Source organism: Nocardia sp. NPDC102475 (assembly GCF_055584605.1).
Window position 1 is genome coordinate 117,220 of record NZ_JBVJLS010000018.1, and the last position, 24,544, is coordinate 141,763.

Here is a 24,544-nt window from a genome sequence, read left to right on the forward strand (position 1 = left end):
GTCCACGAATCCTCCAAACTAGAATTCGTGTCAGAATAGCGATTATTTCGCGCCTACCGGATCACTTTCATTAGCAAGAACACGTTTCAGAACCACAGCTGAGTCGTTTGCTGGGCAGTTCAGGTCCAACTCGCACACGACCGGCCGCCGCACAAGAGCGGGCCCCCATCGCGCCGCAGATCTTCGGTCGCCGCGCAATAGACGGTCAGGCTCGGGGGTGGGCTTGGTCGTGGACCTTTTTCAGGCGCTCGATCGAGACGTGGGTGTAGAGCTGGGTGGTCGCCATGCTGGCGTGGCCGAGAAGTTCCTGTACTACGCGCAGGTCCGCGCCGCCCTCGAGCAGATGGGTTGCGGCCGAATGCCGCAGGCCGTGCGGACCCATATCGGGTGCGCCCGGGATTGCCGAAACGACCTCGTGGACAACCGTTCTGGCCTGACGTTGGTCGAGCCGTTTGCCGCGACGGCCGAGCAATAGCGCACGGCCGGAATCGGCTGTCGCGAGGGCGGGACGGCCGTACTGCAGCCAATTCGCTATCGCCTCGTCGGCCGGAACTCCGAAAGGCACCGAGCGCTCCTTATTGCCTTTGCCGATAACGCGGACCAGCCGCCGTTCGCGATCGATATCGTCGAGATCCAAGCCGCACAACTCGCTCACCCGAATGCCGGTCGAGTACAGCAGCTCCACGATCAGCCGATCCCGCAATGCCATCGGATCACGTTGCACCGCACCGGATTCCGCCGCATCCATAGCCGCGACAGCTTGCTGCGTACCGAGTACCGCAGGCAGTATCCGATGCGCCTTCGGCGACCCGAGCCGCAACCCCGGATCGATCGACAGCCGCCCGGTACTGGTCAACCACGCGGTGAACGTCCTCGCCGAAGATGCCCGCCGTGCCATGGTTGTCCGCGCCGCCCCACCTGCCGACTGCGCCGCCAACCACGAACGCAGCAACGCCAAATCCAGTTCCCGCACCGCCGAATCCGCCGACCGCGCAACCAAATGCCCCAACAACGACCGCGCATCCCCCACATACGCCCGCGCTGTATGCACCGACCGATTCCGCCCGAGCCGCAAATGCCGCTCATACTCGGCCAGCAACGCCTCGAGATCCTCCGGCAACTCCATACCCCCACCGTCACCGCCCCCACTCCCCTTGGCAAGTAAGCACGCCGCAACGCCGCAGGTTTACTGCGAGAACCGCGTCACCGCGTCTCGACCGGATTTCCTCCGACCGCAACGGACGAACCACTCCGAGCCTCCCCTGCACCGATCCGCGCCGACCTGAATTCTTGACCGCGTAGCGACCGGCCAGCTCGCCCGGTCGCGGAGCGTGATCGGCCCGGTGCGTTAGCGGTCATAGGCCCGGCACGCAACCGCTCATCGGCCCGGAGGGTTTTCGGTTCGGTGCCAGCCGTTTTCGTCCATGCCTACTAGGCCTGCGAGTTCGAGGGCGGGGAGGATGGCGCGGACGGTCGGGAGGTCTAGGCCGGCGTTTTCGGCGATGGCGCGGGGTTGGCGGGAGCCGATTTCGGGGAGGGCGGCGTAGACCGATGCTTCGTTGCCTTGTAGTCGGTCGCTGGGATCGGACGGCTGGGTGGTCGGTAGTGAAAGGCGTAGTGGGCCTGCTTCATCGATAACCTCATCGGCGCGGGTGACCAGAAGGGCCTCGCCTTCGCGGATCATGCGGTGGCAGCCAGCCGATGAGGCGGCGGTGACCGGGCCGGGGATGGCGAGGGCGGGGCGGCCGAGGCGGCGGGCCCATTTCACGGTATTCCGGGCGCCGCTGCGTAGTCCGGCCTCTACGACGAGGACGCCGTCCGCCAGCGCGGCGATCACGCGATTACGGGCCAGGAATTGATTCTTGTGGGCAACCGTGCCCGGCGGGTACTCGCTGATCACCAAACCGGTTTCGGCGATCTCGGCCAAGAGTCGTTCGTGCTGGGCCGGATAGGCGCGATCGACGCCGCAAGCAAGAACGGCGATCGTCGGAGCACCGACGGCGAGGGCAGCACGATGCGCCATACCGTCGATCCCGAACGCGGCTCCGGAGACGATTGTCCAGCCCTGGGCGGCCAGATCACCAACGATCTCGCCGGTGACATGCTCCCCGTATCCGCTGCTGCAACGCGAACCGACCACCGCGATCGCCCGCTCGCTCGACGCCAACAACGACTGCGGCCCACGCACCCACAACACCAATGGCACCGCCCCATCACGATCGCGTCCGGGCTCGAGTTGCCGGAGCCCGAGCATCCGCCAGGCCGGCCACTCCGGATCGTCCGGGGTCACCAACCGCCCACCCATCCGCTCCATCACCTCGAGGTCCCTTGCTGCACTATCGATCTCCCGCCGCCGAGCGGTCGGCCCGAGCAACGACTCCGGCAGCTCACACTCCCGTACCGCCCGCGCCGCCTCCACCACCCCCACCGATTCGATCAACGACGACAACGCCGCACACGGCCCCTGAACAACCCGTGACAAATACGCCCAAGCCAACAGCCGCTCATCAGCGTCCCCGCCAGAAACAGCCGACTCCGATCCCCCCGAATCCCAACCATCCAGATCCACAACCCCATGCCCCGAACCACGCGCGCGCCCTCCCCCCGCCCCGGCATACCTCGCCGCATCCACCTTCCCGACTACCAATGCGACCGGGTAGGTATCGCTTCCCGCCGCCGCACCGGAGGCTCCCGTTGCCGCAGCACCACTGGCCGACTCAGCGGATCCACTATCTGCCGTCAGTTCTGCACAACCCGACGTGGCTTCCGAATCCCCCGTCGCACTCGGGTCGTCGCCCATCAGAGGTCCTGTTGCGCGACGGCCACCACAGGCTGCCGGAGCTCGGCAATCCGAGAAAGTGTTCACCGACATGCCCACACTCCCGGCAGCAGCAGTTCCGCCGCCGACCCCAGCCTGTGCCCGTCCTGCGACATCGACGGCTCGCGTCGCGCAAGACCCGCGGCCTACCGAGGTACCGGTGGCACCGACTACAGGACTGCCGCCACATACCGTCAGTGGTGCGCAATCCGAGGCACACGAGACAGTGCCCGTCGACCTGCCCGCACACCCGACAGAGGCGGAACCACCACCCACCGATTCCACCACCCTCCCATTTACAGTGGCAGAGCCGTTGCGCGTCGACGCGGCCGCACACGAATCGGCAGCAGAGCCATTGCCCGTCAACTGGCCCGGACACCCGACGCCAGCAGGGCAACTCTGTTCTGTCGCCGCGAGATCCGGAGCTGTTGCACCGATATGCGCCATAACAGTGAGCTCGCAGGCGTTTGCACCGCCACCCACGTCTGGCGCCCCGGACCTCGCTCCAGAAATCTCACCGCTGATCGAGCGTTCGTCTCCCGTTGCCGCGCTCAATGTGAGCCCCGTTGGCGGAAGTTCAAGGCGGCCAGTACGTCTTGGGCGCTGGGTTGCTCGGCGATGCGGAGGTCGCAGATGGTCCAGGCGACGCGGAGGGCGCGGTCGGCGCCGCGGGCGGACAGGCGGCCCAAGCGGAGGGCGGCTTCGATAGGGGCGGTTGCTTCGTGGGGGAGCCGGAAACGTTGGCGCAGGATGTGGCCGGGGACTTCGGCATTGGTTGCCCAGCCGTAGTCCTTCCAACGCTGTATTGCGGCTTGCCTTGCGGCCGCGACTCGACTGCGCACGACCTCGCTGCTCTCGGCGTCCGCGGCGGCGAAGGATGCGCCGGCGTGGCCGTGCATCTGGACCCAGATATCTATGCGATCCATCAATGGTCCGGACAGCTTGCCCAGGTATCGGCGACGCGCGAGCGGGGCACAGATGCAGTCGACATCGCGGGCTGGGGCACAAGGGCAGGGGTTCGCGGCCAAGACCAATTGGAAACGGGCCGGGTAGCGAGCCACACCATCGCGACGGGCGATGCGAACTTCGCCCTCTTCCAAGGGGGTTCGCATCGCTTCCAGGACCTTGGTTCCTATCTCCGCACATTCGTCGAGAAACAAGACCCCGCGATGGGCACGGCTGACGGCGCCCGGACGTGCGGTACCCGATCCCCCGCCGACCATGGCGCTGGCCGAGGTCGAGTGATGCGGAGCGACGAAAGGCGGCATGGTGATCAAGGGGTGGTCATCGGAGAGTGCGCCTGCGACGGAATGGATGGCCGTCACCTCGAGTGCTTCGGATTCGGTGAGCGGCGGCAGCAGACCCGGAAGACGTTGCGCCAGCATGGTTTTACCGATTCCAGGCGGCCCGGTGAGCAGCAGGTGGTGCCCGCCGGCCGCGGCCACCTCCAATGCCCATCGGGCCTCCTCCTGACCGACCACCTCGCTCAGATCGCCACCGCAGCGCACGGTGTCGGGCAGCATGCCATCGGGCTCGACCAGACCGCCTTCACCACGCAGCCAAGCGACGACGGTGCGCAGGGTCGTGGCCCCGAAAACCTCGATGCCATCCACCAGCCCGGCTTCGGCCAGTGCGGATTCCGGCACGATCACCCGCATCCAGCCCGCATTGCGTGCCGCGAGCACCGCGGGCAGGATGCCGCGCACCCGGCGGACCCGCCCGTCCAGCGCCAATTCCCCGAGCAATACGGTCTTTCCGAGCCGATCGGAGGGGACCGCGCCCGCCGCGTCGAGCACCGCGATCGCAAGGGCAAGATCGTAGACACTGCCGATTTTGGGCAGCGTCGCCGGGGACAGTGCCAGGATCACGCGGCCGTCCGGCCATTTCTCCCCGGTATTCGCCACCGCGGAACGGACCCGGTCGCGGGATTCCTGCAGTGCGGTATCGGGCAGCCCGACCAGATGCACCGATGGCAGCCCCTGCCCGATATCCGCCTCGATTTCGACAAGCTGGCCGTCCACCCCGCTCACCGCGACCGAATACGCCACCCCTAGCGCCATCAGAACACCGCCTTGAGGTGATCGATGACCGGTCGGTGGCCGCGGTGCAGCAGCACCGAAATGACATCGAAGCGGATATCGCGCCACGGGCCGGCCTGTTCGGCCAGCCACACCAGCGCCAACCGCCTGATCCGCTGCTGCTTATCGAAGGTGACCGCCTCGGCGGGCGCGCCGAATTTCGTTCCGGTTCGCGTTTTGACCTCGACGAACGCGGTGACGCGGCCGTCCCGGGCGATCAGATCCAGTTCGCCGTACTTGCACCGCCAATTCCTGCTGATGATCTCCATCCCGGCGGCCTGCAGGAATCGGGCCGCCAGTTCTTCCCCTTGTGCGCCGAGCGCCTGGTTGTCTGCCACCAGCTCAGCGTGCTCGGACCACACTCACGCCCGATGACACCGACCTGCGCAAACAGAAAACCTGTGGATATCCGCTCAGCTGTGGACAACCCGGGCATCCGACCCCCGTACTCCGTCTGGTTGTCGGTGCCCAATGCTATTGGGCGGGCGGCGGATCAGCACCAACGCGACCGCGGTCCGCGTTGATCAGAGCGCCTACTCGGGTAACCGCAGATCCGGCTTCTCCAGCTCCTCGATATTCACGTCCTTGAACGTGATCACCCGAACATGCTTCACGAAGCGCGCGGGTCGGTACATATCCCACACCCACGCATCGCTCATGCGCACCTCGAAGTACACCTCGCCGTCGGCGTTCTGCGGCCGCAATTCGACGGAGTTGGCCAGATAGAAGCGGCGCTCGGTCTCCACCACGTACGAGAACTGACCGACGATGTCCTTGTACTCCCGGTATAGCGAGAGCTCCATCTCGGTTTCGTATTTCTCCAGGTCCTCGGCACTCATCGGGTGGGACGTCCTCCTTCTCGCCGCACTGCGTCTGCTGTAATCATCATCGCGCATGCGCCGCGTCGGTAGCCACTCGGCTATCCGGTTCGACGCCCTCCAGCAAAACCTCATCGGCCAGTTCCGCGTCGGCGTACTCCGCCGCGGCTACCGGCCGCAACCCCGCTGCCGAGCGCACATTGCGCCAGGATCGGCGGTGCTCACTGCTCGGTCCGAGCCGTTCCAACGCGGCCGTGTGCTCGGGCGTGTTGTAGCCCTTGTGCGCGGCGAATCCGTAGCCGGGGAACCGCTCGTCCAGCTCGACCATCATCCGATCCCTGGTCACCTTGGCCAGGATGCTCGCGGCGGCGATGCAGGCGGCGGCCGCGTCACCGCCGATGACGGGCAGCGACGGCACCGGAATTCCGGGCACCCGGAATCCGTCGGTCAGCACATACCCCGGTGTCTGTCCGAGCCCGGCGACCGCGCGGCGCATGCCCTCGATATTGGCGACGTGGATGCCGATCGAGTCGATCTCCCAGGCCGGAATGACAACCACCTTCCAGGCCAGCGCCAACCGGGTGATGATCGGGTACAGCTGCTCGCGCACGGGTTCGGTGAGCTTCTTGGAATCGTCGAGTCCGGCCAGCCTGTCGTAGGCCTTGGGAGCGAGCAGGCAGGCGGCAACTACCAGCGGCCCCGCACACGGTCCGCGCCCGGCTTCGTCGACCCCGGCGACCGGGCCGAGTCCGCTGCGAATCAGCGCCGCCTCCAGGGTGCGCAACCCACCGGCTCGGCGCATGACTACACGCGGCGGCCACCCGTTGCCCGGAGTCGCGCCATCAGCCCTAGCCACTCGACCCTGCCCCACCATCCAATTATCCTGCGGCCCGCAACAATCAGTTCGTCTGGGGATCCTGTGCTTTCACCGGACCGATCCGGCTGGGCGGCCAGATCTTGAAGACCGTCTTGCCGCGCACATTGTCGATCGGGACGGTGCCCTGCAGGTTATCGCTGACGTGGGCGCGTGAGTCGGCGGACTGGTTGCGGTTGTCGCCCATCACCCACAGGTTGCCCTCGGGCACCTTGACCGGGCCGAATACCCGGCCCGCCGGGTAGGTCGCATTCTGCTGACCCGGGTACCACGGGTAGTCGTTCAGGACGTATGGCTCGTCCAACGGCTTCCCGTCCACCATGACCCGCCCCTGCGCGTCACAGCACTGCACGGTCTGGCCGCCGACGGCGATCACCCGCTTCACCAGGTCGTTCTCATCCGGTGGCACGAGCCCGAAGAAGGAGAAGAAGTTCTGCACGCCGCGCACCGCGACATTGCTGGACCGGATCGACTGGTAGCGGGTATTCCAGGACGGTGGGCCGACGAACACGACGACGTCACCGGGCTGCGGCTCGCTCCAGTAGTAGCTCGGCTTCTCCACGTAGATGCGGTCGCCGATGAGCAGCGTGTCTTCCATCGACTGGGACGGAATGACGTACGGCCGCCCGACAAAACTGACCATGAGTGCCGCGATGACCGCGGCGATGACAATGAGAACCGGCAGTTCCTGCCAGAAGGGGCGCTGCTTGCGCTTCGAGCGCCGTGAGCGGCGGCTCTTGCCCTCGTCGTCCGAATCGGACACCGTCATCGACCCACTTTCGTCTGCCACGCCGAACAGATTAGCCCGGCACCAAGACTGACGTCCGGTGCCGGGCTAGCTGAAGAACATTCGTGCCGAGCGGTGCCGCTAGTAGCTCAGCGCTTTTCCTTGATCTTGGCGGCCTTGCCGCGCAGATCGCGCAGGTAGTACAGCTTGGCACGGCGGACGTCACCGCGGGTCACGACATCGATGTGGTCGATGTTCGGGCTGTGCACCGGGAAGGTGCGCTCCACACCGACACCGAACGACACCTTGCGGACGGTGAAGGTCTCGCGGATGCCACCGCCCTGACGCCGGATCACGACGCCCTTGAAGACCTGGATGCGCTCCTTCGAGCCTTCGATGACCTTCACGTGCACGTTGAGCGTGTCGCCCGGACGGAAGTCGGGGACGTCGCTGCGCAGCGACTTTTCGTCGACGAAGTCAAGGGTGTTCATTTCATCCTTCTGATGTTTGCGCGAGCAGAGGACCCTGGCGGCACTCGCGTGCTCGACCGGTTCATGCTCCGAATAAGGGGTGCTCCGTGGGCCGAATGCACCCAGGGCAACCTATGCATTGTGCCAGATCGGCGGGTCGCGGAAAAATCGGGCCAGCCTCACCGGGTGGCCGCGCAGTGCACGGCGGCCGCCAAGCGGTCGTTCTCCAGTGCGCTGAACCCAAAGGCCGCGCGCCGCCGAGTGTAGCCATAGGCCAACCCACTCCGCGGATCCGCGAAGCCATCGCTGCCCGCGGCGCCGGTGTGACCGAAGGCGTTCGCGCTCAGGAACGGGTAGTACAGACCCTTGGCCTCGAAGCCGAGCGCATAGGGCGCACGGTCGCCGCGCACGAGATCCGGATCGGTGCTGTGGATGGCGGTCACCGCCGCGAGCGTGTCGGGCTTCAACAGCGGAGCGTGTCCGGAGATCGCGGCGGCGTACATGGCCGCAAGTCCGCGAGCGCTGCCGACTCCTCCCGCCGAACCTTGGCCCAGTGCGCGTACGCCCGGATCGTTCGGCAGGGTCAGGACGTCGACGGGGGTGAAGCCGGCGGCGTGCAGGTTGTAGGCGATGCCCGGAATACTGTGCGGACCAGGTGAATTCGCTTCGAATGCGGCCTGCATCTCCGGTGGGGCCAGCCACGGCAGGATCGGTCGATAGCGATCCTCCAGCGCGGCGGGTAAGCCGAGGTAGACATCCAGCCCATAGGGAGCTCGGACGCGTTCTTCGAACAGTTCCTGAATCGAACCGCCGGCAGCACGACGCACCACCTCACCGATGATCGCGAAGGTGACGAAGCCGCCGTAGGCCTGCGCCGAATTCGGCCGGATGTAGGGCCACTGCGCCGCGACTCGCTCGGCGATGCGCCGGTCGTCGGCGAGTTCGGCAATGGTGAAACCGCCGTCGACGCCGATGACGCCCGCGCGGTTGGTCAACACCTGTCGCAGGGTGATGGCGGATTTCCCAGCCGCGCCGAATTCCGGCCAATAGTCGGCGACGGTGCGATCGAGGTCGAGCCAGCCCTCTTGCAGCAGCAGCGCGACGACCAGCGAGGATGCGCCCTTCGTCGAAGACAGCAGCCCTGTCAGAGTGTCGCCGGTGACTTGCGGACCGGCCCACAGGTCGACCACCTGCTCACCGTGGACGAACGCGGCGAGCTGGGCGCCGGATTCACCGTTCTCCTCGGCGACCACTGCGGCGAATTCCTCGCGCACCCAATCGAATCCCGGTGCGACCGTGCCGTTTATCTCGTTGTCCATGATCGATTCCACTCCCGTCAGACCGCGAGTGGCCTGGTCGGGCGCAGGACCCACGACGCGAGGGTGAGCCCGGCGAAACCCAGTGGTCCGAGCCAGGCCTTCGGCTCGTCACCGACGGCGATATGGGAGGCGGCCGCGCCGCCGTAGACGAAGGTCAGGCCCGCGTACGCCCATTCCTCGGCCCGCGGGAAGCCCGGCGTCACGATCGCGGCGACCGCGGCTGCCTTGGCGACGCCCATGATGGTGGCGAAGTACATCGGGTATTCGAGTCGTCGGAAAACTTCGCGTACGTAGGAGATTCGCGCGAGATCCCAGTAGGACCCGACGACGGTTTCGGTCAGCAGGATTCCGGTGGCGCCGAGGTAGGCCAAGCGGGCGGTTTTTCGTAGGTTCATATCTGTGTGACGGATGGCGACCCGGCAAGGTAACGGCTTGTCACACTCACGGCCTCGGCGCCGTCATCTCTTCGAGCAACCTCGAGGAGGTCCCTGTGGGCGAAAACGATTCTTTGGCAGACCGATTCGTGGCGCATCGGGCGCACTTGGCCGCCGTGGCCTATCGCATGCTCGGTTCGCTGAGCGAGGCCGATGATGCGGTACAGGAGGCCTGGTTACGGCTGTCCCGGGTCGACCCCGCCGAAATCGACAATCTCGGCGGCTGGCTGACCACGACCGTGGGGCGGGTGTGCCTGGATACGTTGCGGTCGCGCAAGTCCCGCCGCGAGGAAGCCTATCTGCCCGACCCGATCGTCACCGCCGATGACGCAACGCAGCCGGAACAGCAAGCGGTACTCGCGGATTCGGTCGGGCTGGCGTTGCTGATCGTGCTGGACTCACTGAATCCCGCAGAGCGCGTGACCTTCGTGCTGCACGATATGTTCGTGGTGCCGTTCGACCAGATCGGCCCGATCATCGGCAGATCCGCGGCCGCGGCGAAGATGATGGCCAGCCGCGCCCGCCGCCGGGTCCAGGGGCAAGCGCCGCAACCCGACCGGGATCTACCGCGTCAACGCCGCGTGGTCGAAGCCTTCCTCGCGGCCGCCCGCGGCGGTGAATTCGACGCACTGCTGGCCATTCTCGACCCCGATGTGGTGTTGCGCGCCGACGCCGGAGCCCGCTTCCCCGGCGGCATGCGCGTACTGCGCGGTGCCGCGACGGTGGCCGGTCAACTCGATGCCTTCCAGCGCGCCGCCAATGCCTTTGCCTCGCAACATGTCCTCGTCAACGGCGCGCCCGGCCTACTCAACACCGCCAGGGGCAAGACAGTCTCCCTGATCGCCTTCACCATCGTCGACGACAAAATCACCGCCATCGACCTGCTCTCGGACTCCGTCCGCATCCCACACGCAGTCTTGGGCGCTTGATCACCATGCAACGGTTGAGGCAAACGTCGAGAGCACCCCTCCACCAGAGCATTCTCGTGGGGCTGTAGTTGCGCTGGGAGGCGCGGATCAATCTCGAAGGGAGTGGTCGGACACTGAGGGCAGGTGCCAATGGGTGGGGGCGGGGGGTGCGGGGACGACGGTGCGGGCCAATTCGGCCTCCGCGGCCTCGCGCACGTGGACGACGTCGGGTTTTCCGGCGACCAGGTCTTGTACGAATATCTTGGCGCGGATCACCGGGCGTCTATAGCGACGTTCACGGACTATCGCCCGATACATGAGTCGTCGCCTGCCTGGGTAGCGCCAGCGAGCCCACGGTGCGCCCGGTCTGCTCAGGCGGAATGCGCCGACCACGAGTAGGGGCAGGAAGAACATCCCGAACAGGCCGGTCCAGATCTTGCCCTTGGCGATGACAACTGCCGCCAGGCCCAGATTCACCACAGCGAAACAGACGATGAAGATGCGGACTTCGGTGCTGGGGTCGCGGCGGAAGTCGTTGATGTCCAATAGCCACAGCGGGTGGAATCCGAGTAGCAGCAGTCCGGTCACCGCGAGCGCGACGAAGACCGCGTCGACCGAGGTGCGGCCCTGTTCCTCCCAGTACACGTCGCGCAGGTAGAAGATCAGCGCGAATTCGTCGAGGGTCAGGGCCGCGCCGACACCGAAGACGGCGGCGAGCAGGCTCGCGGTGAGTGTGGTGGCGCTCTGGTACATGGTGACCATCCCGATGCCGGACAGCAGCACCAGGATGACCCCGAACACCATGTGGTGGATGTGCACACCGCCGGAGCGCACATTGCCCGGCCACCAGCGGACCTGCTTGCGGATCAACCGGACGCTGAGCCGGATCAGCAGGAAGCCGACGATGAACCCGAGGAGGAAGCACAGCAGCGGAAGGCGGCCGTGCCCGATCACATCGTCTTCGAGCCACCGTCGCATGGCCGCCTGCAAACCTCCGCCCGTATCGCCCTACTGCCCGAAACCGGCCCGCCGCAGCGCATCCGCCATCGAACCGCTCGGTGCGGGAGCGTTGCGCCGCTGGTTGCCCTGGTTGCGGCCCTGATTCTGCTGTCGACCCTGGCCCTGTTGCTTACCCTGTCCATTCTGCCGCTGCCCGCCGCGATCCTGTCCGCCGCGACCGCCTTGACCACGGCCGCGACCGCCGTCGCCCTTGGTCGCCGGACCCGGCTCATCGTCCAGCCGCAGCGACAGCCCGATGCGCTGGCGTGCGACGTCGACCTCGAGCACCTTCACCTTGACGACATCGCCGGACTTCACGACCTCGCGCGGATCCTTGACAAAGTTGTGCGACATGGCCGAGACGTGCACGAGTCCGTCCTGGTGCACGCCGATATCGACGAATGCACCGAATGCGGCCACATTGGTCACCACACCCTCGAGCACCATGCCCGGCTGCAGATCCGCGACCTTCTCCACGCCCGCCGCGAATTCGGCGGTCTTGAATTCCGGACGCGGGTCGCGACCCGGCTTCTCGAGTTCGGAGATGATGTCTGTGACGGTGGGGATACCGAATTTCTCATCGGTGAACTCGGCGGGCCGCAACGAACGCAACGCCGTGGTGTTGCCGATCAGTTCCGCCATGCCGCGTCCGGTCGATTCCAGGATGCGCCGCACCACCGGGTACGCCTCGGGGTGCACGGCGGAGGTGTCGAGCGGATCATCGCCGCCGCGGATGCGCAGGAAGCCCGCGCACTGTTCGAAGGCCTTGGGGCCCAGGCGCGGCACATTGAGCAGCGCGGTGCGGCTGCGGAAGGGACCGTGCTGATCACGGTGGGCCACAATGCTTTCGGCGATCGAATTGGCAACACCGGATACCCGCGACAGCAGCGGCACCGATGCGGTATTCACATCGACACCGACCGCGTTCACCGCATCCTCGACCACCGCACCCAACGAGCGCGCCAGCAGAGTTTCGGAGACATCGTGCTGGTACTGACCGACGCCGATGGACTTCGGGTCGATCTTCACCAACTCGGCCAGCGGGTCCTGCAAACGACGGGCGATGGATACCGCACCGCGCAGCGAGACGTCCATATCCGGTAGTTCCTGCGAGGCGTAGGCCGATGCGGAGTACACCGACGCGCCCGCCTCGGAGACCACGATCTTGGTCGGCTTGTTCTCCGGAATCCGCGAAATCAGCTCGGCGGCAAGGGCATCGGTCTCGCGCGAAGCGGTGCCGTTGCCGATGGCGATGAGCTCGACGCCGAACCGGGCGACCAGCGCGCCGAGTACGGCCAGAGACTTCTCGGTCTGGCCCTGCGGCTTGTGCGGGTAGATGACCTCGGTCGCGACGGCCTTGCCGGTGGCGTCGACGACGGCGACCTTCACACCGGTGCGGTAGCCCGGATCCAGGCCCATGGTGGTGCGGGTACCCGCGGGCGCGGCCAGCAGCAGGTCACGCAGATTCGCGGCGAAGATGTCGACGGCGTCCTTCTCGGCGGCCTGACGCAGGCGCATGCGGGTGTCGATACCAAGACTCACTTGCAGTTTCGTGCGCCACGCCCAGCGCACCGTATCCAGCAGCCAGGTGTCGGCCGCCCGGCCACGGTCGGCGATATCGAACTTCACCGCGATGCGGCCCTCGTAGACCGACCGCTCGCCCGGCGCCAACTCCTCGGTGTCGGGTTCGAGCTGCAGCTGCAAAATCTCTTCCTTCTCACCGCGCAGCAACGCGAGGATCCGGTGCGAGGGCAGCTTGCCGAACGGCTCGCTGAATTCGAAGTAATCGGCGAACTTCGCGCCCGCCTCCTCCTTGCCCGGCCGCACGCTCGAGCTGACCTGGCCGCGGTTCCACATCAGCTCACGCAGCTCGCCGACCAGGTCGGCGTCCTCCGCGAAACGCTCGACCAGGATGGCGCGGGCGCCGTCGAGCTGCTCGGCGGTGTACTGCGCGGGATCGGTGGACGGATCGCCGATCAACGCATCGGCGACGGGCTCGTGACCGGCCTCGCGCGCGATCTGCGCCTTGGTGCGCCGCTTCGGCTTGTACGGCAGATAGATGTCCTCGAGGCGGGCCTTGGTCTCGGCCATCATCAGCTGCCCGAGCAGCGCGTCGTCGAGTTTGCCCTGGCCCTTGATGGATTCGATGATCGCGCCGCGACGCTCGTCGAGTTCGCGCAGGTAGGTCAGGCGCTCGTCGAGCTGGCGGAGCTGGGCGTCGTCGAGGCCACCGGTGACCTCTTTTCGGTACCGCGCGATGAAGGGCACCGTCGAACCCGCATCCAGCAGCTCGACGGCGGCCCGGACCTGGGTCTCGCGCACGCCGAGCTCATCGGCGATGCGCCGGCCCACGCTGGCCAGAGCTGTGGTCGCGGCCGGTGCGGCGGCGGTCGTGTCGGTGTTCGTCGCTGAACTGGCGATCTCGGGCGCTGTCGTCACGCCCGAGACACTACCGTTGTCCCCTGACAAACGGCCCACGCCCAGGTAAACCGGCATGGTGATGCGTTGATTGCACGGTGTCAGTGCTGGTCCGGAAGGTCGGGTAAGGACTGCACAACTCGCGCTCCCCGCCTCCCCGGGTCTTTTGCCGGTCGTGGGTGCTCGAAGACTTTCGTCGCGGGCCAGCAGTCGAGTTGTCGGCAGAGTTTTGGACGTTCCCGACGAGTTACCCATGTGCTCACGAAATCAGTCGTCGCGGTTCGAAGATGCGAGCAGTTTTGCAGCCAGCTCACGCATTTCGGCCTTGCGGATCTTCCCGGTAACCGTCATCGGGAATTCTTCGACGATGTGCACGTAGCGCGGGATCTTGAAATGGGCGAGCTTGCCGGTGCAGAAGGCGCGGATCGCGTCGGCATCCAATGGTGTTGTGCCGTCCTTCATTCGGATCCAGGCCATCAGCTCCTCACCGTATTTCGGGTCGGGGACGCCGATCACCTGGGCATCGAGGATGTCCGGGTGGGTGTAGAGGAATTCCTCGATCTCGCGCGGGTAGATGTTCTCGCCGCCGCGGATCACCATGTCCTTGATCCGGCCGGTGATCGCGAGATACCCGTCGTCGTCCATGACGCCGATATCGCCGGTGTGCATCCAGCGGGCGGCATCGATGGCCTCGGCGGTCTTCTCGGGTTCGGACCAGTAGCCGAGCATGACCGAATAGCCGCGGGTGCACAGCTCGCCGGGTTCGCCGCGCGGCACAGTCAAACCTGTTGCGGGATCGACGATTTTTACCTCCAGGTGTGGGCCGACCCGGCCGACGGTCGCAGTGCGGCGGTCGATGCCGTCGTCGCGACGGGTCTGGGTCGATACCGGAGAGGTTTCGGTCATGCCATAGCAGATGCACACCTCGCTCATGCCCATGCGATCGATCACCCGCTTCATCACCTCGACCGGGCATGGCGATCCGGCCATGATGCCGGTGCGCAAGCTGGAAAGGTCGACGTGTTTGCCCGAATCCAGTTCCGCGAGTACAGCGATGAACATCGTCGGCACGCCGTAGAGCGAGGTGCACCGCTCCGCGGCGACCGCATCCAGGGTTGCGACCGGATCGAAGGCGGGTGCCGGAATCACCACGGCCGCACCGTGACTGGTGCTCGCCAGGTTGCCCATGACCATGCCGAAGCAGTGGTAGAAGGGCACCGGCACGCAGATCCGGTCCTGTTCGGTATAGCCACAGAGTTCGCCGACGAAGTAGCCGTTGTTGAGGATGTTGTGGTGGCTCAACGTCGCACCCTTGGGAAAACCCGTTGTGCCGGAGGTGTACTGGATGTTGATCGGGTCGTCCATGGACAACGTCGCGGCGATCTTCGCGAGTCGTTCGCCGTCGACATCGGACTGCGCCACCGCATCCCATTCGGGAGTTCCGAGTACCAGCACTTGTTCCAGGCCAGGACAATTCGGCCGGACCTGCTCGATCATGGCGACGTAGTTGGAGGTCTTGAATTCCGGCGCGGCGATCAGCATGCGCACACCGGCTTGGCGCAGCACATATTCCAGTTCGCTGGTGCGGTAGGCCGGATTGATATTGACCAGGATCGCACCGAGTTTCGCGGTCGCGTACTGGGTGAGGAACCATTCCGCGCAGTTCGGGGCCCAGATGCCGACCCGGTCGCCCTTGGCGATACCGCGTTCGGCCAATCCGGTGGCCAGTGCGTCGATCGCGGTCGCGAGTTCGCGATAGGTCCAGCGGCGACCGGATGGACAGTCCACCAGGGCTTCTCGGTCCGCATAGGCGGCGGCCATGCGATCGAAGTCATCGCCGATGGTGTCCCCGAGCAGCGGGGTTTCCGCCGTGCCGGATGTGTAACTCGCCAGTGCCGACATCACCGAACCCCCTGCTGCCGCAGGATGAACCGCTGCACCTTGCCGCTGGGCGTCTTGGGCAGCGCGTCCACGAAATGCACCTTGCGTGGATAGGCGTGCGCGGCGAACTTGCGTTTCACCAGGGTCTGCAATTCGGCCTCGAGTTCGGCATTCCCTTCGAAACCGTTGCGCAGCACCACGAATGCCTCGAGCACTTCACCGCGCAATTCGTCGGGCATGCCGACCACCGCGGCCTCGACCACCCGCTCATCCAGCACCAGCACGCTCTCGACCTCGAACGGGCCGATGCGGTATCCGGCCATGATGATCACATCGTCGTCGCGGGCCGAGAAGTGGAAGAATCCGTCCGCATCCTGGGATCCGGCGTCCCCGGTCAGATACCAGCGGCCGTCGGCGGTATAGCGCTGGGCGGTGCGTTCCGGGGCGTCGAGGTAGCCGAGGAACCACAGCAGCGGGCTGCGTCGGGTATCGATGGCGACTCGGCCCAGTTCGCCCACCGGAGCTTCGACGTCGGCGTCGTCTGCGAGCACCGCGCAATGCCAACCCGGCATCGTCCGGCCCATCGAGCCCGCGGGTGCGTCCACCCGCAGCGCATCGTGCCAGGAATTGCAGATGAGCATGCCGTGCTCGGTCTGCCCGTAGTGGTCGCGCACCGCGACGCCGAGTGTTTCGACCGACCACGTCACCACATCCGGGGTCAGCGGTTCGCCTGCGGACGAGGCGCGCCGCAACCGGAGATCCGTTGGGGCGGCAGCACTATCGGCACGCAATGCGCGGTAGACCGTCGGCGCGGCGGTGAAGTTGGTGACGCCGAAGCCGTCGAGCACCTGCCAGGTCAGCGGCGCGGAGAAGGCGGCATGCAGCAGCAGGCTGCGGATACCGGAGGCCAGCGGGCTCAGAATCGCCCAGTACAGCCCGTACGCCCAACCCGGATCCGCCGCATTCCAGTAGACGTCGTCCGCGCGCACGTCCAACGAAAACTCTTGGTACGCATGGAATGCCGCGAGTGCCCGCACCGGAATCGGCACGCCCTTCGGAGTGCCCGTCGTGCCGCTGGTGAACAGCTGCACCAGCAGCCCATCCCCGCCGACCACCACAGCGGCCGCGCGCGGGTCGTCGGCGGAATAAGCGGCAAGCAGATCCGCAAGCCGCAGCGGCGCCTCAGCCGCGAGCTCTGCGACCGTCGGATCGTGTGCCCCGATGGACCCAGCGATTATCGGATTGTCCGCCTCCGGCCGATCGACGGAGTGATGCACGTGCTCGGCGGCATCTCCGGTCGCTCGCGCATCGCCACCGCCCTGCGCATTGGTCGCATCGGCCGCGGGACTGTCAGCGACTGCCCGGCCGTTCCCGGCAATGATGACGCGCCAGGGCGGATCGGCCGGAATGTCGTCGCCCGGCACCAACTTTGTCGCCTGATCCGCGTCGGCGATGACGATCGTCGTGCCGCTCGCCTCGAGCCGGAAGGCGATGGCGGGTGGGGCGAATGCGGTGAAGAGCGGGACGTGGACCGCGCCGCGACGCCAGATGCCCAGCAGTGCGACCACCAGGTCGGCGGATTTCGACATCAGGGTGGCTACGCGGTCGCCGGGTTCGACACCGAGGTCGGCGAGGGCGACGGCGAAGCGCTGGGAGCGCTCGCGCAGCTCGCCGTAGGTGAGGTTGGTCGAGGTCAGGTCGGGGTCGACGATGGTGAACGCGGTGCGGTCGGCGGGGTGCCGGTCGCACAGCAGATCCGCTGCGCTGACGTCGGGTCCGTCGTAGGTCTCCAGTAGCTCGCGCACGCGCGCGTTCAGGTCCGCGGTCATCTCGCCTCTCCTCATCGGTGATCCAGGCCACCTCGTCTCCAATAGGATGTGGGTCACATCACGTTCGGCACTACCCCCGAAAAGGGGTGAGTCTTTTGACCCACACCACCGCGCTGCTGCGGCCGCGCGACGGCGATGCGCTGCGCGCCGAGATCCGCTGGGTGGCGAACAAGGCCGGCGTGCCGGTCGTTTTCGGGGGCGAGGTGCACGATGATGCGCTGCTGCTCACCGAATTCGTCGGCACCGTCACCAATGGCCTGCGCGGACTGACCGTGCTGCGCACCTCCGGGCTGGGCGGCCGGGTGATGGATATGCGCCGGCCCGCCTCGGTCGCCGACTACCGCAATGCCTCCGAGATCACCCATCACTACGACGGTCCGGTCTCCGGCGAACGCATCCGCTCGGTGCTCGCGGTGCCCGTGGTGGTCGACGATCGCTCCCGCGCGGTGCTCTACGCCGCCAACCGCGGCGGCACACCGCTCGGCGACCGCATCGCCGATCTGGTCGTCGCGGCCAGCCGACGCCTGGCCACCGAAATCACCGTCCGCGACGAGGTGGACCGCCGCCTGCGCCTGCTGGAAATGACGACTCCCGCGCCCGAGACCGCACCCGCCGTCGCCGAGGAACTCCGCGAGATCAATGCCGAACTTCGCGGCGCGGCGCGCTCGGCCGAGGACGAACGCCTACGCGAACGCCTGCACTCGGTGTGTGAACGCCTCACCCGAGTCCTGGTCGGGGATCCACCCGCGGACGCCCCGCGCCTGTCCCGACGGGAACTCGACGTGCTGTCCCAGATCGCGCTCGGCTGCACCAATCACGAAGCTGCCCAACGCCTTTCGCTCGGACCGGAGACGGTCAAGAGCTATCTACGCAACGCGATGACCAAACTCGACGCACATTCCCGCCACGAGGCCGTTGTCACCGCTCGGCGCTTCGGTCTGCTGCCCTGACCAACTCCCGCGCACGCATTCGCACGCCGCGAAAAGAATCTCGGACGATCCGATGCGCGGCGTGCGAATTCATGCGCGGCACAATGACCGTCAGCGGCCGCCGGTGCAGACGCCTTCGGGGGTGTACTGGCAAGGGCGCTCGTTCCGGCCTTTGTATTGCCCGTGGTTACTGCTACGGCCGCGCTGACCTGCGCTGTTGCGGCTACGGCCAGCATCGGGCTCATGGGTGTCCCGATCGGCGGCGAGTCTGACTTCGACCAGTTCGGGCGCGGCCAGATCCGATAAGACGATCATCGCGCCACCGATCAGAGTGGAGACCACCGCCCGACGCACTGTCCCGAAGCGAGCCACTGTCACCATAGCCACCTACCGTTCACCGTTGATTAATGTGCCGTTAATTAACGATACATTCGATAGGGCGTCGAGTCTGTGGTTTTATTCCTCGAGCAGATCCGGACGCCGTTCGCGCGTCCGGGCAAGTGACTGTTCGCGTCGCCACGCGGCGACCTTGGCGTGATCACCGGAGAGCAGAATCGGCGGCACTTCGAGGCCGCGCCAGGAGACGGGGCGCGTATAGCTCGGCCCTTCGAGCAGTCCGTCGGAGAACGAATCCTCTTGGTGGGACTGCTGATTGCCGAGAACGCCAGGGAGTAGGCGGACCACAGCCTCGGCCATCACGAGGACTGCGGCTTCGCCACCGATCAGAACGTAGTCGCCGATGCTGACCTCTTCGACACGAACCCGGCGGGCGGCATCGTCGAAGACGCGTTGATCGATGCCTTCGTAACGGCCGCAAGCGAATACGAGGTGCTTCTCGCTCGCCCAGCGTTGCGCGGTGGCTTGAGTGAAGGGCACTCCGGCGGGGGTCGGCACCACGAGCAGGGCGTCGTCGGGGCATACCTCGTCGAGGGCGTCACCCCAGACGGTCGGCTTCATGACCATGCCCGGCCCACCGCCGTAGGGCGAATCGTCGACGGACTTGTGCACGTCGTGCGTCCAGCGACGCAGATCGTGCACGTCGAGGGAGATCAGGCCCTTGTCGATGGCCTTGCCCAGCAACGCCGTTCGCAGCGGCTCCAGATACTCCGGAAAAATTGTGACGACATCGAGTTTCATGCTGTCCTCTGTTCCCGGTGGACCGGCGATCCGCTACTCCGGATCGAGCAGACCCTCGGGCGGATCGATGACGACCAGTTGATCGGCCAGCGACACCGTCGGCACGATCGCGGTGACGAACGGGATCAGGATCTCCCTGCCGTCATCGGCGGCGCGCACCGAAAGCAGTTCTCCCGCAGCCGAATGCAGCACCTCGGTGACTTTGCCGACCACAGTGCCATCGGTGAGTTGGACGGTCAGTCCCTCCAACTCGTGGTCGTAGAACTCGTCCGGATCCTCCGACGGCGGCAGCTCCGCACTCTCCACCACGAACAGCGTGCCGCGCAGTGCATCGGCGGCGGTACGGTCGCTGACCCCGACGAGCTGCACGAGAAGCCGGCCCGAATGCTCTCGGGCCGACTTCACGGTGAATTCACGAACTTCTTTGGATCGCGCCCGCCCGCGCAGCCGCACACCGGGTGCGAACCGCGCATCGGGATCGTCGGTACGTACCTCGACAACCAACTCGCCGCGCACACCGTGCGATTTGGCGACCCGGCCTACGACGAGTTCCATCAAGCGTCGGTATCGACCACGTCGACCCGGATACCCCGACCGCCGATCCCGGCGACGAGGGTGCGCAGCGCGGTCGCGGTACGACCACCGCGACCGATCACCTTGCCCAGATCATCGGGGTTGACGTGCACCTCTACGGTGCGTCCGCGGCGGCCGGTGATCAGCTCGACCCGGACATCATCCGGATTCGCGACAATGCCGCGAACCAGGTGTTCCACGGCATCGGCGACGACGGCGCTCATGACTGCGCCTCGCTAGCGCTCGGCTCCGTCATGATCGCCGTTGGCGCTGTGCCTATGGTTCGCTCGCTGCGCTCGCTCACGGTTACTCGGCAGCCTCGGTCTCGGCGGCCTCGTCCTTCTTGGCGGCCTTCTTCTTGGGGGTGACGGCCTCGGCGACCGGCTCGTTGTCGGCGGCGGCCAGCGCGGCGTTGAACAGGTCCAGCTTGGACGGCTTCGCGGGCTTCACCTTCAGGGTGCCCTCGGCGCCCGGCAGGCCCTTGAACTTCTGCCAGTCGCCGGTGATCTCCAGCAGGCGCTGCACGGCCTCGGTCGGCTGCGCGCCGACACCCAGCCAGTACTGCACCCGCTCGGAGTTGATCTCGATCAGCGAGGGCTCTTCCTTCGGGTGGTACTTGCCGACGTTCTCGATGGCGCGGCCGTCACGACGGGTGCGAGCGTCCGCGATGACCACGCGGTACTGCGGGTTGCGGATCTTGCCGAGACGGGTGAGCTTGATACGAACAGCCATGTGCTGATCTGCCTTTCAGTGGTTGGTCACGGCGCAATTCAGCGACCCGCACGGTCTGCGAGCCCGGTTTTGCGCTTGGAGTGTGTGACCGCCGCGCGGTACGTAACCGGAGACGGGCTGACACTTGTCCAGGAAGGACGGTGGTCCATTCTGCCAGACCGGTCCCCCGCTCCTGAAATCGCGTCGTCGGTAAACGAACGACCGCCCGGCACGGATAACTACACCATGAGGATCTTCAGAAGGCGCCGTCGGCGCGCGCGGGGCGAGGTTGCCGAGGCCGCCGCCGAAATCGGCGGTTTCGCGGTCCTGGAACCCGACCTCATGCAGGCCGCTGTCGGCGGTATACGCGGCGTGATCAGCGGGATCGCGAACCTGCTCAGCTGAGGGTTACACGGTTCGATAGCGCAGCAGTACGACGCCGGACCGGAAGTTACGGCTCTCGGTCAGCGCAGATCCGCCGTGTTGACTGTGATCGGAACAGGTCCCGGGGCCACTGCCGTCTCGCCCGCCGCGACGTATACCTCCTGACGGTATCCGCTCTCACCGAGCCGATAGCCCCAGAAACGTGCCGGCTTGTCCTCGGGCAACTCGACAACCCACAGGTACGGGACACGCGCGGCCGCGTATGCGGCGATCTTTGTATCGCGCTCCTCGCGGGTACTGCCCGGAGACCACACCTCGACGGCCAGCACGAGGTCGTCGGGCGCGAAGCTGGTGTGGTTGATGTCGACATTCACTACAGCGATATCGGGAATGACCCCGGTTCGGAAAGCTGTGCTGATCCGCACAGCTACCGCCGGCAGTACATTCAAATCGCTCCGTCCCGCGGCCCGTAGCGCGTCGCGCAACAGAATCGCCAACTCCAACGACGCATACTGATGCGGACCGCCGGGTGCTGGCGTCATGTAGAGGTACCCCAGGATGAGTTCGATTCGAGATCCATCGGACGGCTGCTCTTCGGCCAGCCAGTCTTCCGCAGTCGTTGGGCCCAAGGGATGAATCATCGCAACGTCGGCGCTCATCGTCATGTCCCGTCCGATCTCCGTCGCCTGCGAGCATCACCATGCGATTTTGTCTGGCATGCAAACTCGAGTTTCCATCGTAACCTGACCATTGTCACCGCTGGAGATGTCACAGCATCGACCAGACGATGCGGTACCAGCTGATTCAGGGGCAGGGTGTCGGCGACTGCGGTAGTCGACATGAAGGGGCTGCCCACTAGATTCGCCAGCCGAGCGGGCGAAGAGTGATCTGCCGCGGTAGGCCTTCACCAGAGCGGCCCATTACTCGGCCAAGGAATGGGTGCTCAGGTCAAACCGGCTCAGCGGACCAGCGGGGCGAGGGTGCGTCCGGCAAGATCCACGGCGCCCGGCTCGTGGCCGTTCGTCACCATGTTGACGATGAGACCCTGCACACCCTGGTCGAGCACCTTGGTCTGCAGTTGCTCGGCGACTTCGGCTGGGCTGCCGACGAATTGGCGGTCGGCGATGGTTTGCTTGCGCTCGTCCTCCGAGATGGTGGACAGGTCGACGCCGATGCCGCGCAGAAGATCGTGCTGTTGTTTGCGTGCACGGTCGCCGTCTTCATCGATCATCAGGAAACAGAGGTAGCTGACCTCCAAAGTCTCTGGGTCACGGTCGATTTCGGCACCGCGCTGGTGCAGTGCCTCGATTTTGCGCGGCAGTTCGGAGGCATTGCAGATGATGTTGATGTGGTCGGCGAAGCGGGCGGCCAGCGCGAAGGTCTTCTTCTCGCCGCCGCCGCCGAGCAGAATGGGCAGGTCATTGCGCAGCCGCGGCTCGTTCATGGCGTTCTCGGTGTGATACCACTTGCCGTCGAAGGTCGAGTGTTCACCGCGCAGCATCGGGGTGATGATCCGCAGCGCCTCGTCGAGCCGCTGGAATCGTTCGGTGAAGGTGCCGAATTCGAACCCGTAGGACTGGTGTTCGAGCTCGAACCAGCCGGCTCCGATGCCGAGTACCGCCCGTCCGCCGCTCACCAGATCCAGGGTGGTGACGGTCTTGGCGAGCAGGGCGGGATTGCGGTAGTTGTTGCCGGTTACCAACGCCGACAACTGAATTCGTTCGGTGGACGCAGCGATTCCGGACAGTGCGGTGTAGGCCTCGAGCATCGGCTCACTCGGCTCGCCGAGACCGGGCAGCTGGTAGAAGTGATCCATGACGAAGACCGTGTCGAAACCGGCGGCTTCGGCCTCCCTGGCCTGCGCGACCACGGTCGGAAAGAGTTCGCTGACGGGCTGGCCATAACTGAAGTTGGGCATCTGATAACCGAGGCGAATGGTCATAACCCGACCCTACGCGCGCCCCACCCGCCTTCCCGATCTTGGCCACATAAACCCGCTGACCTGAGAGTCTGTCGTACAGCGGCTGACAACCTCGCACAAGCTACAGCCCGCGCGCGGTGTGGTGGGTCAGCGGTGGCCGGTGACCGGATTGTGGGTTTTGACGAGGCGGCCACGCAGGATGACGTACTGGGGGTCGTTGAGGGCGGCCGGGTTGATGCGCGGATCTTCCTGGTAGACAACGAGATCCGCTGGCGCACCGGCCTCGATGCCCGGTCGGCCGAGCCAAGTGCGGGCGTTCCAGGAGGCAGCGCCGAGGGCGTCGTGGTTCGACAGGCCCGCCCCGGACAGGGCGGCGATTTCGTCGGCAATGCGGCCGTGGCGGATGGAGCCACCCGCATCGGTGCCCGCGAAAATCGGAACGCCCGCATCGTGCGCATTGGCGACGGTGCGCCGGACGCGCGCGTGCAGATCGCGCATATGTGCGGCATAGATGGGGAATTTGCCTGCGCTGTCGGCGATTCCGGGGAAAGTATCGATATTGATCAGCGTCGGGACCAGCGCGGTGCCCCGTTCGACCATCAACTCGATGGTGTCGTCGGTGAGGCCGGTACCGTGTTCGAGGCAGTCGATGCCCGCGTTGATCAGGCCGGGCAGGGCGTCCTCGCCGAAGACGTGTGCCGTCACCCGCGCGCCGTTGGCGTGCGCGGCGTCGATCGCCTCCTTCAGGATCGAGTCGCTCCACAGCGGCCGCAGATCGCCCGCCGACCGGTCGATCCAGTCGCCGACGATCTTCACCCAGCCGTCGCCGAACCGAGCCTGTTCGGCGACGATCTCCGGCAGATCGCGCTCGTCGTCGAGTTCGATGCCGAGTTCCCGGATATACCGCCGCGGTCGGGCGATATGGCGGCCCGCGCGAATGATCCGCGGCAGTTCCTCGTGCTCATCGATGAAATGCGTATCGATCGGTGACCCAGCATCGCGCAGCAGCAGCGCACCCGCGTCCCGCTCGGTCTCGGCCTGAGCGATCGCGCCCTCGCGATCCTCGTGGCCTCCGCCGTACCGGATGCCGACGTGGCAGTGCGCATCGACGAGTCCGGGCACGATCCACCCTGTGCCGCACAGTGTTTCGGCCCCCGCGACGGGCTCGAACGACACCAGCCCATCCCGCACCCACAGGTCACGCACCTCGTCATCAGGGAGAACCACACCCCGCAGATGCACACCAACCTCCTCGACCGTCGTCGGCACCTAACCTACTGCCCACCCCTTTGACGGTCACCCCGCCCGCATGCGGC

At 66.1% G+C, this 24,544-nt stretch carries 25 protein-coding genes; 3 read left to right on the forward strand and 22 right to left on the reverse strand.

The annotated features are described in order from the left end of the window. Positions 1-205 precede the first annotated feature (205 nt). The 10 genes from ACZ60G_RS29520 to ACZ60G_RS29565 all read right to left on the reverse strand — a co-directional run bounded on the left by ACZ60G_RS29520 (position 206) and on the right by ACZ60G_RS29565 (position 9,499). Positions 206-1,126, reverse strand: coding sequence for a tyrosine recombinase XerC (locus tag ACZ60G_RS29520; RefSeq protein ID WP_465814040.1), 921 nt, complete (start codon positions 1,124-1,126; stop codon positions 206-208). 252 nt (positions 1,127-1,378) lie between these two features. Beyond that, a complete protein-coding gene (gene dprA, locus ACZ60G_RS29525; RefSeq protein ID WP_465814042.1) occupies positions 1,379-2,497 on the reverse strand; it encodes a DNA-processing protein DprA in 1,119 nt (372 codons plus the stop codon). 872 nt (positions 2,498-3,369) lie between these two features. Next, entirely contained in the window at positions 3,370-4,878 is a 1,509-nt protein-coding gene (locus tag ACZ60G_RS29530) for a YifB family Mg chelatase-like AAA ATPase (RefSeq protein ID WP_465814044.1), read from the reverse strand. After that, on the reverse strand, positions 4,878-5,234 hold the full coding sequence (locus ACZ60G_RS29535; protein ID WP_465814046.1) for a YraN family protein: 357 nt from the start codon (positions 5,232-5,234) through the stop codon (positions 4,878-4,880). The genes ACZ60G_RS29530 and ACZ60G_RS29535 overlap by 1 nt, the downstream gene beginning before the upstream one ends. Positions 5,235-5,429: 195 nt before the next feature. Beyond that, complete coding sequence (locus tag ACZ60G_RS29540) at positions 5,430-5,735, reverse strand: DUF2469 domain-containing protein (RefSeq protein ID WP_011210678.1); 306 nt, start codon at positions 5,733-5,735, stop codon at positions 5,430-5,432. A gap of 46 nt (positions 5,736-5,781) precedes the next feature. After that, the gene (locus ACZ60G_RS29545; RefSeq protein ID WP_465814049.1) at positions 5,782-6,570 is read right to left on the reverse strand and encodes a ribonuclease HII; all 789 of its coding nucleotides are present in this window, start codon (positions 6,568-6,570) and stop codon (positions 5,782-5,784) included. Positions 6,571-6,613: 43 nt separating this feature from the next. Continuing rightward, positions 6,614-7,357 carry a signal peptidase I gene (lepB, locus tag ACZ60G_RS29550; RefSeq protein ID WP_465814182.1) on the reverse strand — a complete coding sequence of 248 codons (744 nt, stop codon included), beginning with the start codon at positions 7,355-7,357 and terminating at the stop codon, positions 6,614-6,616. Between the two features lie 107 nt (positions 7,358-7,464). Next, positions 7,465-7,806: a 50S ribosomal protein L19 gene (rplS, locus tag ACZ60G_RS29555; RefSeq protein WP_011210681.1), complete on the reverse strand. Its 342-nt coding sequence runs from the start codon at positions 7,804-7,806 to the stop codon at positions 7,465-7,467. Positions 7,807-7,964: 158 nt separating this feature from the next. Further along, the gene (locus ACZ60G_RS29560; protein WP_465814051.1) at positions 7,965-9,104 is read right to left on the reverse strand and encodes a serine hydrolase domain-containing protein; all 1,140 of its coding nucleotides are present in this window, start codon (positions 9,102-9,104) and stop codon (positions 7,965-7,967) included. A 17-nt stretch (positions 9,105-9,121) separates the two neighbouring features. Continuing rightward, a complete protein-coding gene (locus ACZ60G_RS29565; RefSeq protein WP_465814053.1) occupies positions 9,122-9,499 on the reverse strand; it encodes a DoxX family protein in 378 nt (125 codons plus the stop codon). A gap of 95 nt (positions 9,500-9,594) precedes the next feature. Here ACZ60G_RS29565 and ACZ60G_RS29570 point away from each other — a divergent pair, with 95 nt between their 5' ends. Beyond that, complete coding sequence (locus tag ACZ60G_RS29570) at positions 9,595-10,467, forward strand: sigma-70 family RNA polymerase sigma factor (protein ID WP_465814055.1); 873 nt, start codon at positions 9,595-9,597, stop codon at positions 10,465-10,467. Positions 10,468-10,554: 87 nt separating this feature from the next. Here the strand turns inward: ACZ60G_RS29570 and ACZ60G_RS29575 are convergent, their stop codons facing one another. The 4 genes from ACZ60G_RS29575 to ACZ60G_RS29590 all read right to left on the reverse strand — a co-directional run bounded on the left by ACZ60G_RS29575 (position 10,555) and on the right by ACZ60G_RS29590 (position 17,573). Next, positions 10,555-11,424 carry a hypothetical protein gene (locus ACZ60G_RS29575; RefSeq protein ID WP_465814057.1) on the reverse strand — a complete coding sequence of 290 codons (870 nt, stop codon included), beginning with the start codon at positions 11,422-11,424 and terminating at the stop codon, positions 10,555-10,557. A gap of 30 nt (positions 11,425-11,454) precedes the next feature. Beyond that, entirely contained in the window at positions 11,455-13,866 is a 2,412-nt protein-coding gene (locus ACZ60G_RS29580; RefSeq protein WP_465814183.1) for a Tex family protein, read from the reverse strand. 264 nt (positions 13,867-14,130) lie between these two features. Next, the gene (locus ACZ60G_RS29585; protein ID WP_465814058.1) at positions 14,131-15,765 is read right to left on the reverse strand and encodes an AMP-binding protein; all 1,635 of its coding nucleotides are present in this window, start codon (positions 15,763-15,765) and stop codon (positions 14,131-14,133) included. Continuing rightward, positions 15,765-17,573, reverse strand: coding sequence for an AMP-binding protein (locus ACZ60G_RS29590; RefSeq protein ID WP_465814060.1), 1,809 nt, complete (start codon positions 17,571-17,573; stop codon positions 15,765-15,767). The genes ACZ60G_RS29585 and ACZ60G_RS29590 overlap by 1 nt, the downstream gene beginning before the upstream one ends. Before the next feature lie 95 nt (positions 17,574-17,668). Between ACZ60G_RS29590 and ACZ60G_RS29595 the strand changes: the two genes are divergently transcribed. Further along, positions 17,669-18,523, forward strand: a complete 855-nt coding sequence (locus tag ACZ60G_RS29595) for a helix-turn-helix transcriptional regulator (protein WP_465814062.1) — start codon at positions 17,669-17,671, stop codon at positions 18,521-18,523. A 90-nt stretch (positions 18,524-18,613) separates the two neighbouring features. On the opposite strand, the gene ACZ60G_RS29600 is transcribed toward ACZ60G_RS29595, so the two are convergent. The 5 genes from ACZ60G_RS29600 to rpsP all read right to left on the reverse strand — a co-directional run bounded on the left by ACZ60G_RS29600 (position 18,614) and on the right by rpsP (position 20,944). Continuing rightward, positions 18,614-18,883, reverse strand: a complete 270-nt coding sequence (locus tag ACZ60G_RS29600) for a hypothetical protein (RefSeq protein WP_465814064.1) — start codon at positions 18,881-18,883, stop codon at positions 18,614-18,616. 75 nt (positions 18,884-18,958) lie between these two features. Then, entirely contained in the window at positions 18,959-19,639 is a 681-nt protein-coding gene (trmD, locus tag ACZ60G_RS29605; protein WP_465814066.1) for a tRNA (guanosine(37)-N1)-methyltransferase TrmD, read from the reverse strand. A 33-nt stretch (positions 19,640-19,672) separates the two neighbouring features. After that, positions 19,673-20,194 carry a ribosome maturation factor RimM gene (gene rimM / locus ACZ60G_RS29610; RefSeq protein ID WP_465814068.1) on the reverse strand — a complete coding sequence of 174 codons (522 nt, stop codon included), beginning with the start codon at positions 20,192-20,194 and terminating at the stop codon, positions 19,673-19,675. After that, entirely contained in the window at positions 20,194-20,436 is a 243-nt protein-coding gene (locus ACZ60G_RS29615; RefSeq protein ID WP_040693288.1) for an RNA-binding protein, read from the reverse strand. Before ACZ60G_RS29615 ends, rimM begins: the two co-directional genes overlap by 1 nt. An 82-nt stretch (positions 20,437-20,518) precedes the next feature. Then, complete coding sequence (gene rpsP / locus ACZ60G_RS29620) at positions 20,519-20,944, reverse strand: 30S ribosomal protein S16 (RefSeq protein ID WP_063045795.1); 426 nt, start codon at positions 20,942-20,944, stop codon at positions 20,519-20,521. A gap of 225 nt (positions 20,945-21,169) precedes the next feature. Here rpsP and ACZ60G_RS29625 point away from each other — a divergent pair, with 225 nt between their 5' ends. Next, the gene (locus ACZ60G_RS29625) at positions 21,170-21,328 is read left to right on the forward strand and encodes a hypothetical protein (protein WP_465814070.1); all 159 of its coding nucleotides are present in this window, start codon (positions 21,170-21,172) and stop codon (positions 21,326-21,328) included. Between the two features lie 59 nt (positions 21,329-21,387). On the opposite strand, the gene ACZ60G_RS29630 is transcribed toward ACZ60G_RS29625, so the two are convergent. The 3 genes from ACZ60G_RS29630 to ACZ60G_RS29640 form a co-directional block, all read right to left on the reverse strand. Then, positions 21,388-21,966 (reverse strand): Uma2 family endonuclease, encoded by a 579-nt coding sequence (locus ACZ60G_RS29630; RefSeq protein ID WP_465814072.1) that lies wholly within the window; start codon positions 21,964-21,966, stop codon positions 21,388-21,390. A gap of 299 nt (positions 21,967-22,265) precedes the next feature. Beyond that, positions 22,266-23,249 (reverse strand): LLM class F420-dependent oxidoreductase, encoded by a 984-nt coding sequence (locus ACZ60G_RS29635; protein WP_465814073.1) that lies wholly within the window; start codon positions 23,247-23,249, stop codon positions 22,266-22,268. A gap of 126 nt (positions 23,250-23,375) precedes the next feature. Continuing rightward, positions 23,376-24,470 carry a metal-dependent hydrolase family protein gene (locus ACZ60G_RS29640; protein WP_465814075.1) on the reverse strand — a complete coding sequence of 365 codons (1,095 nt, stop codon included), beginning with the start codon at positions 24,468-24,470 and terminating at the stop codon, positions 23,376-23,378. Positions 24,471-24,544 lie beyond the last annotated feature (74 nt).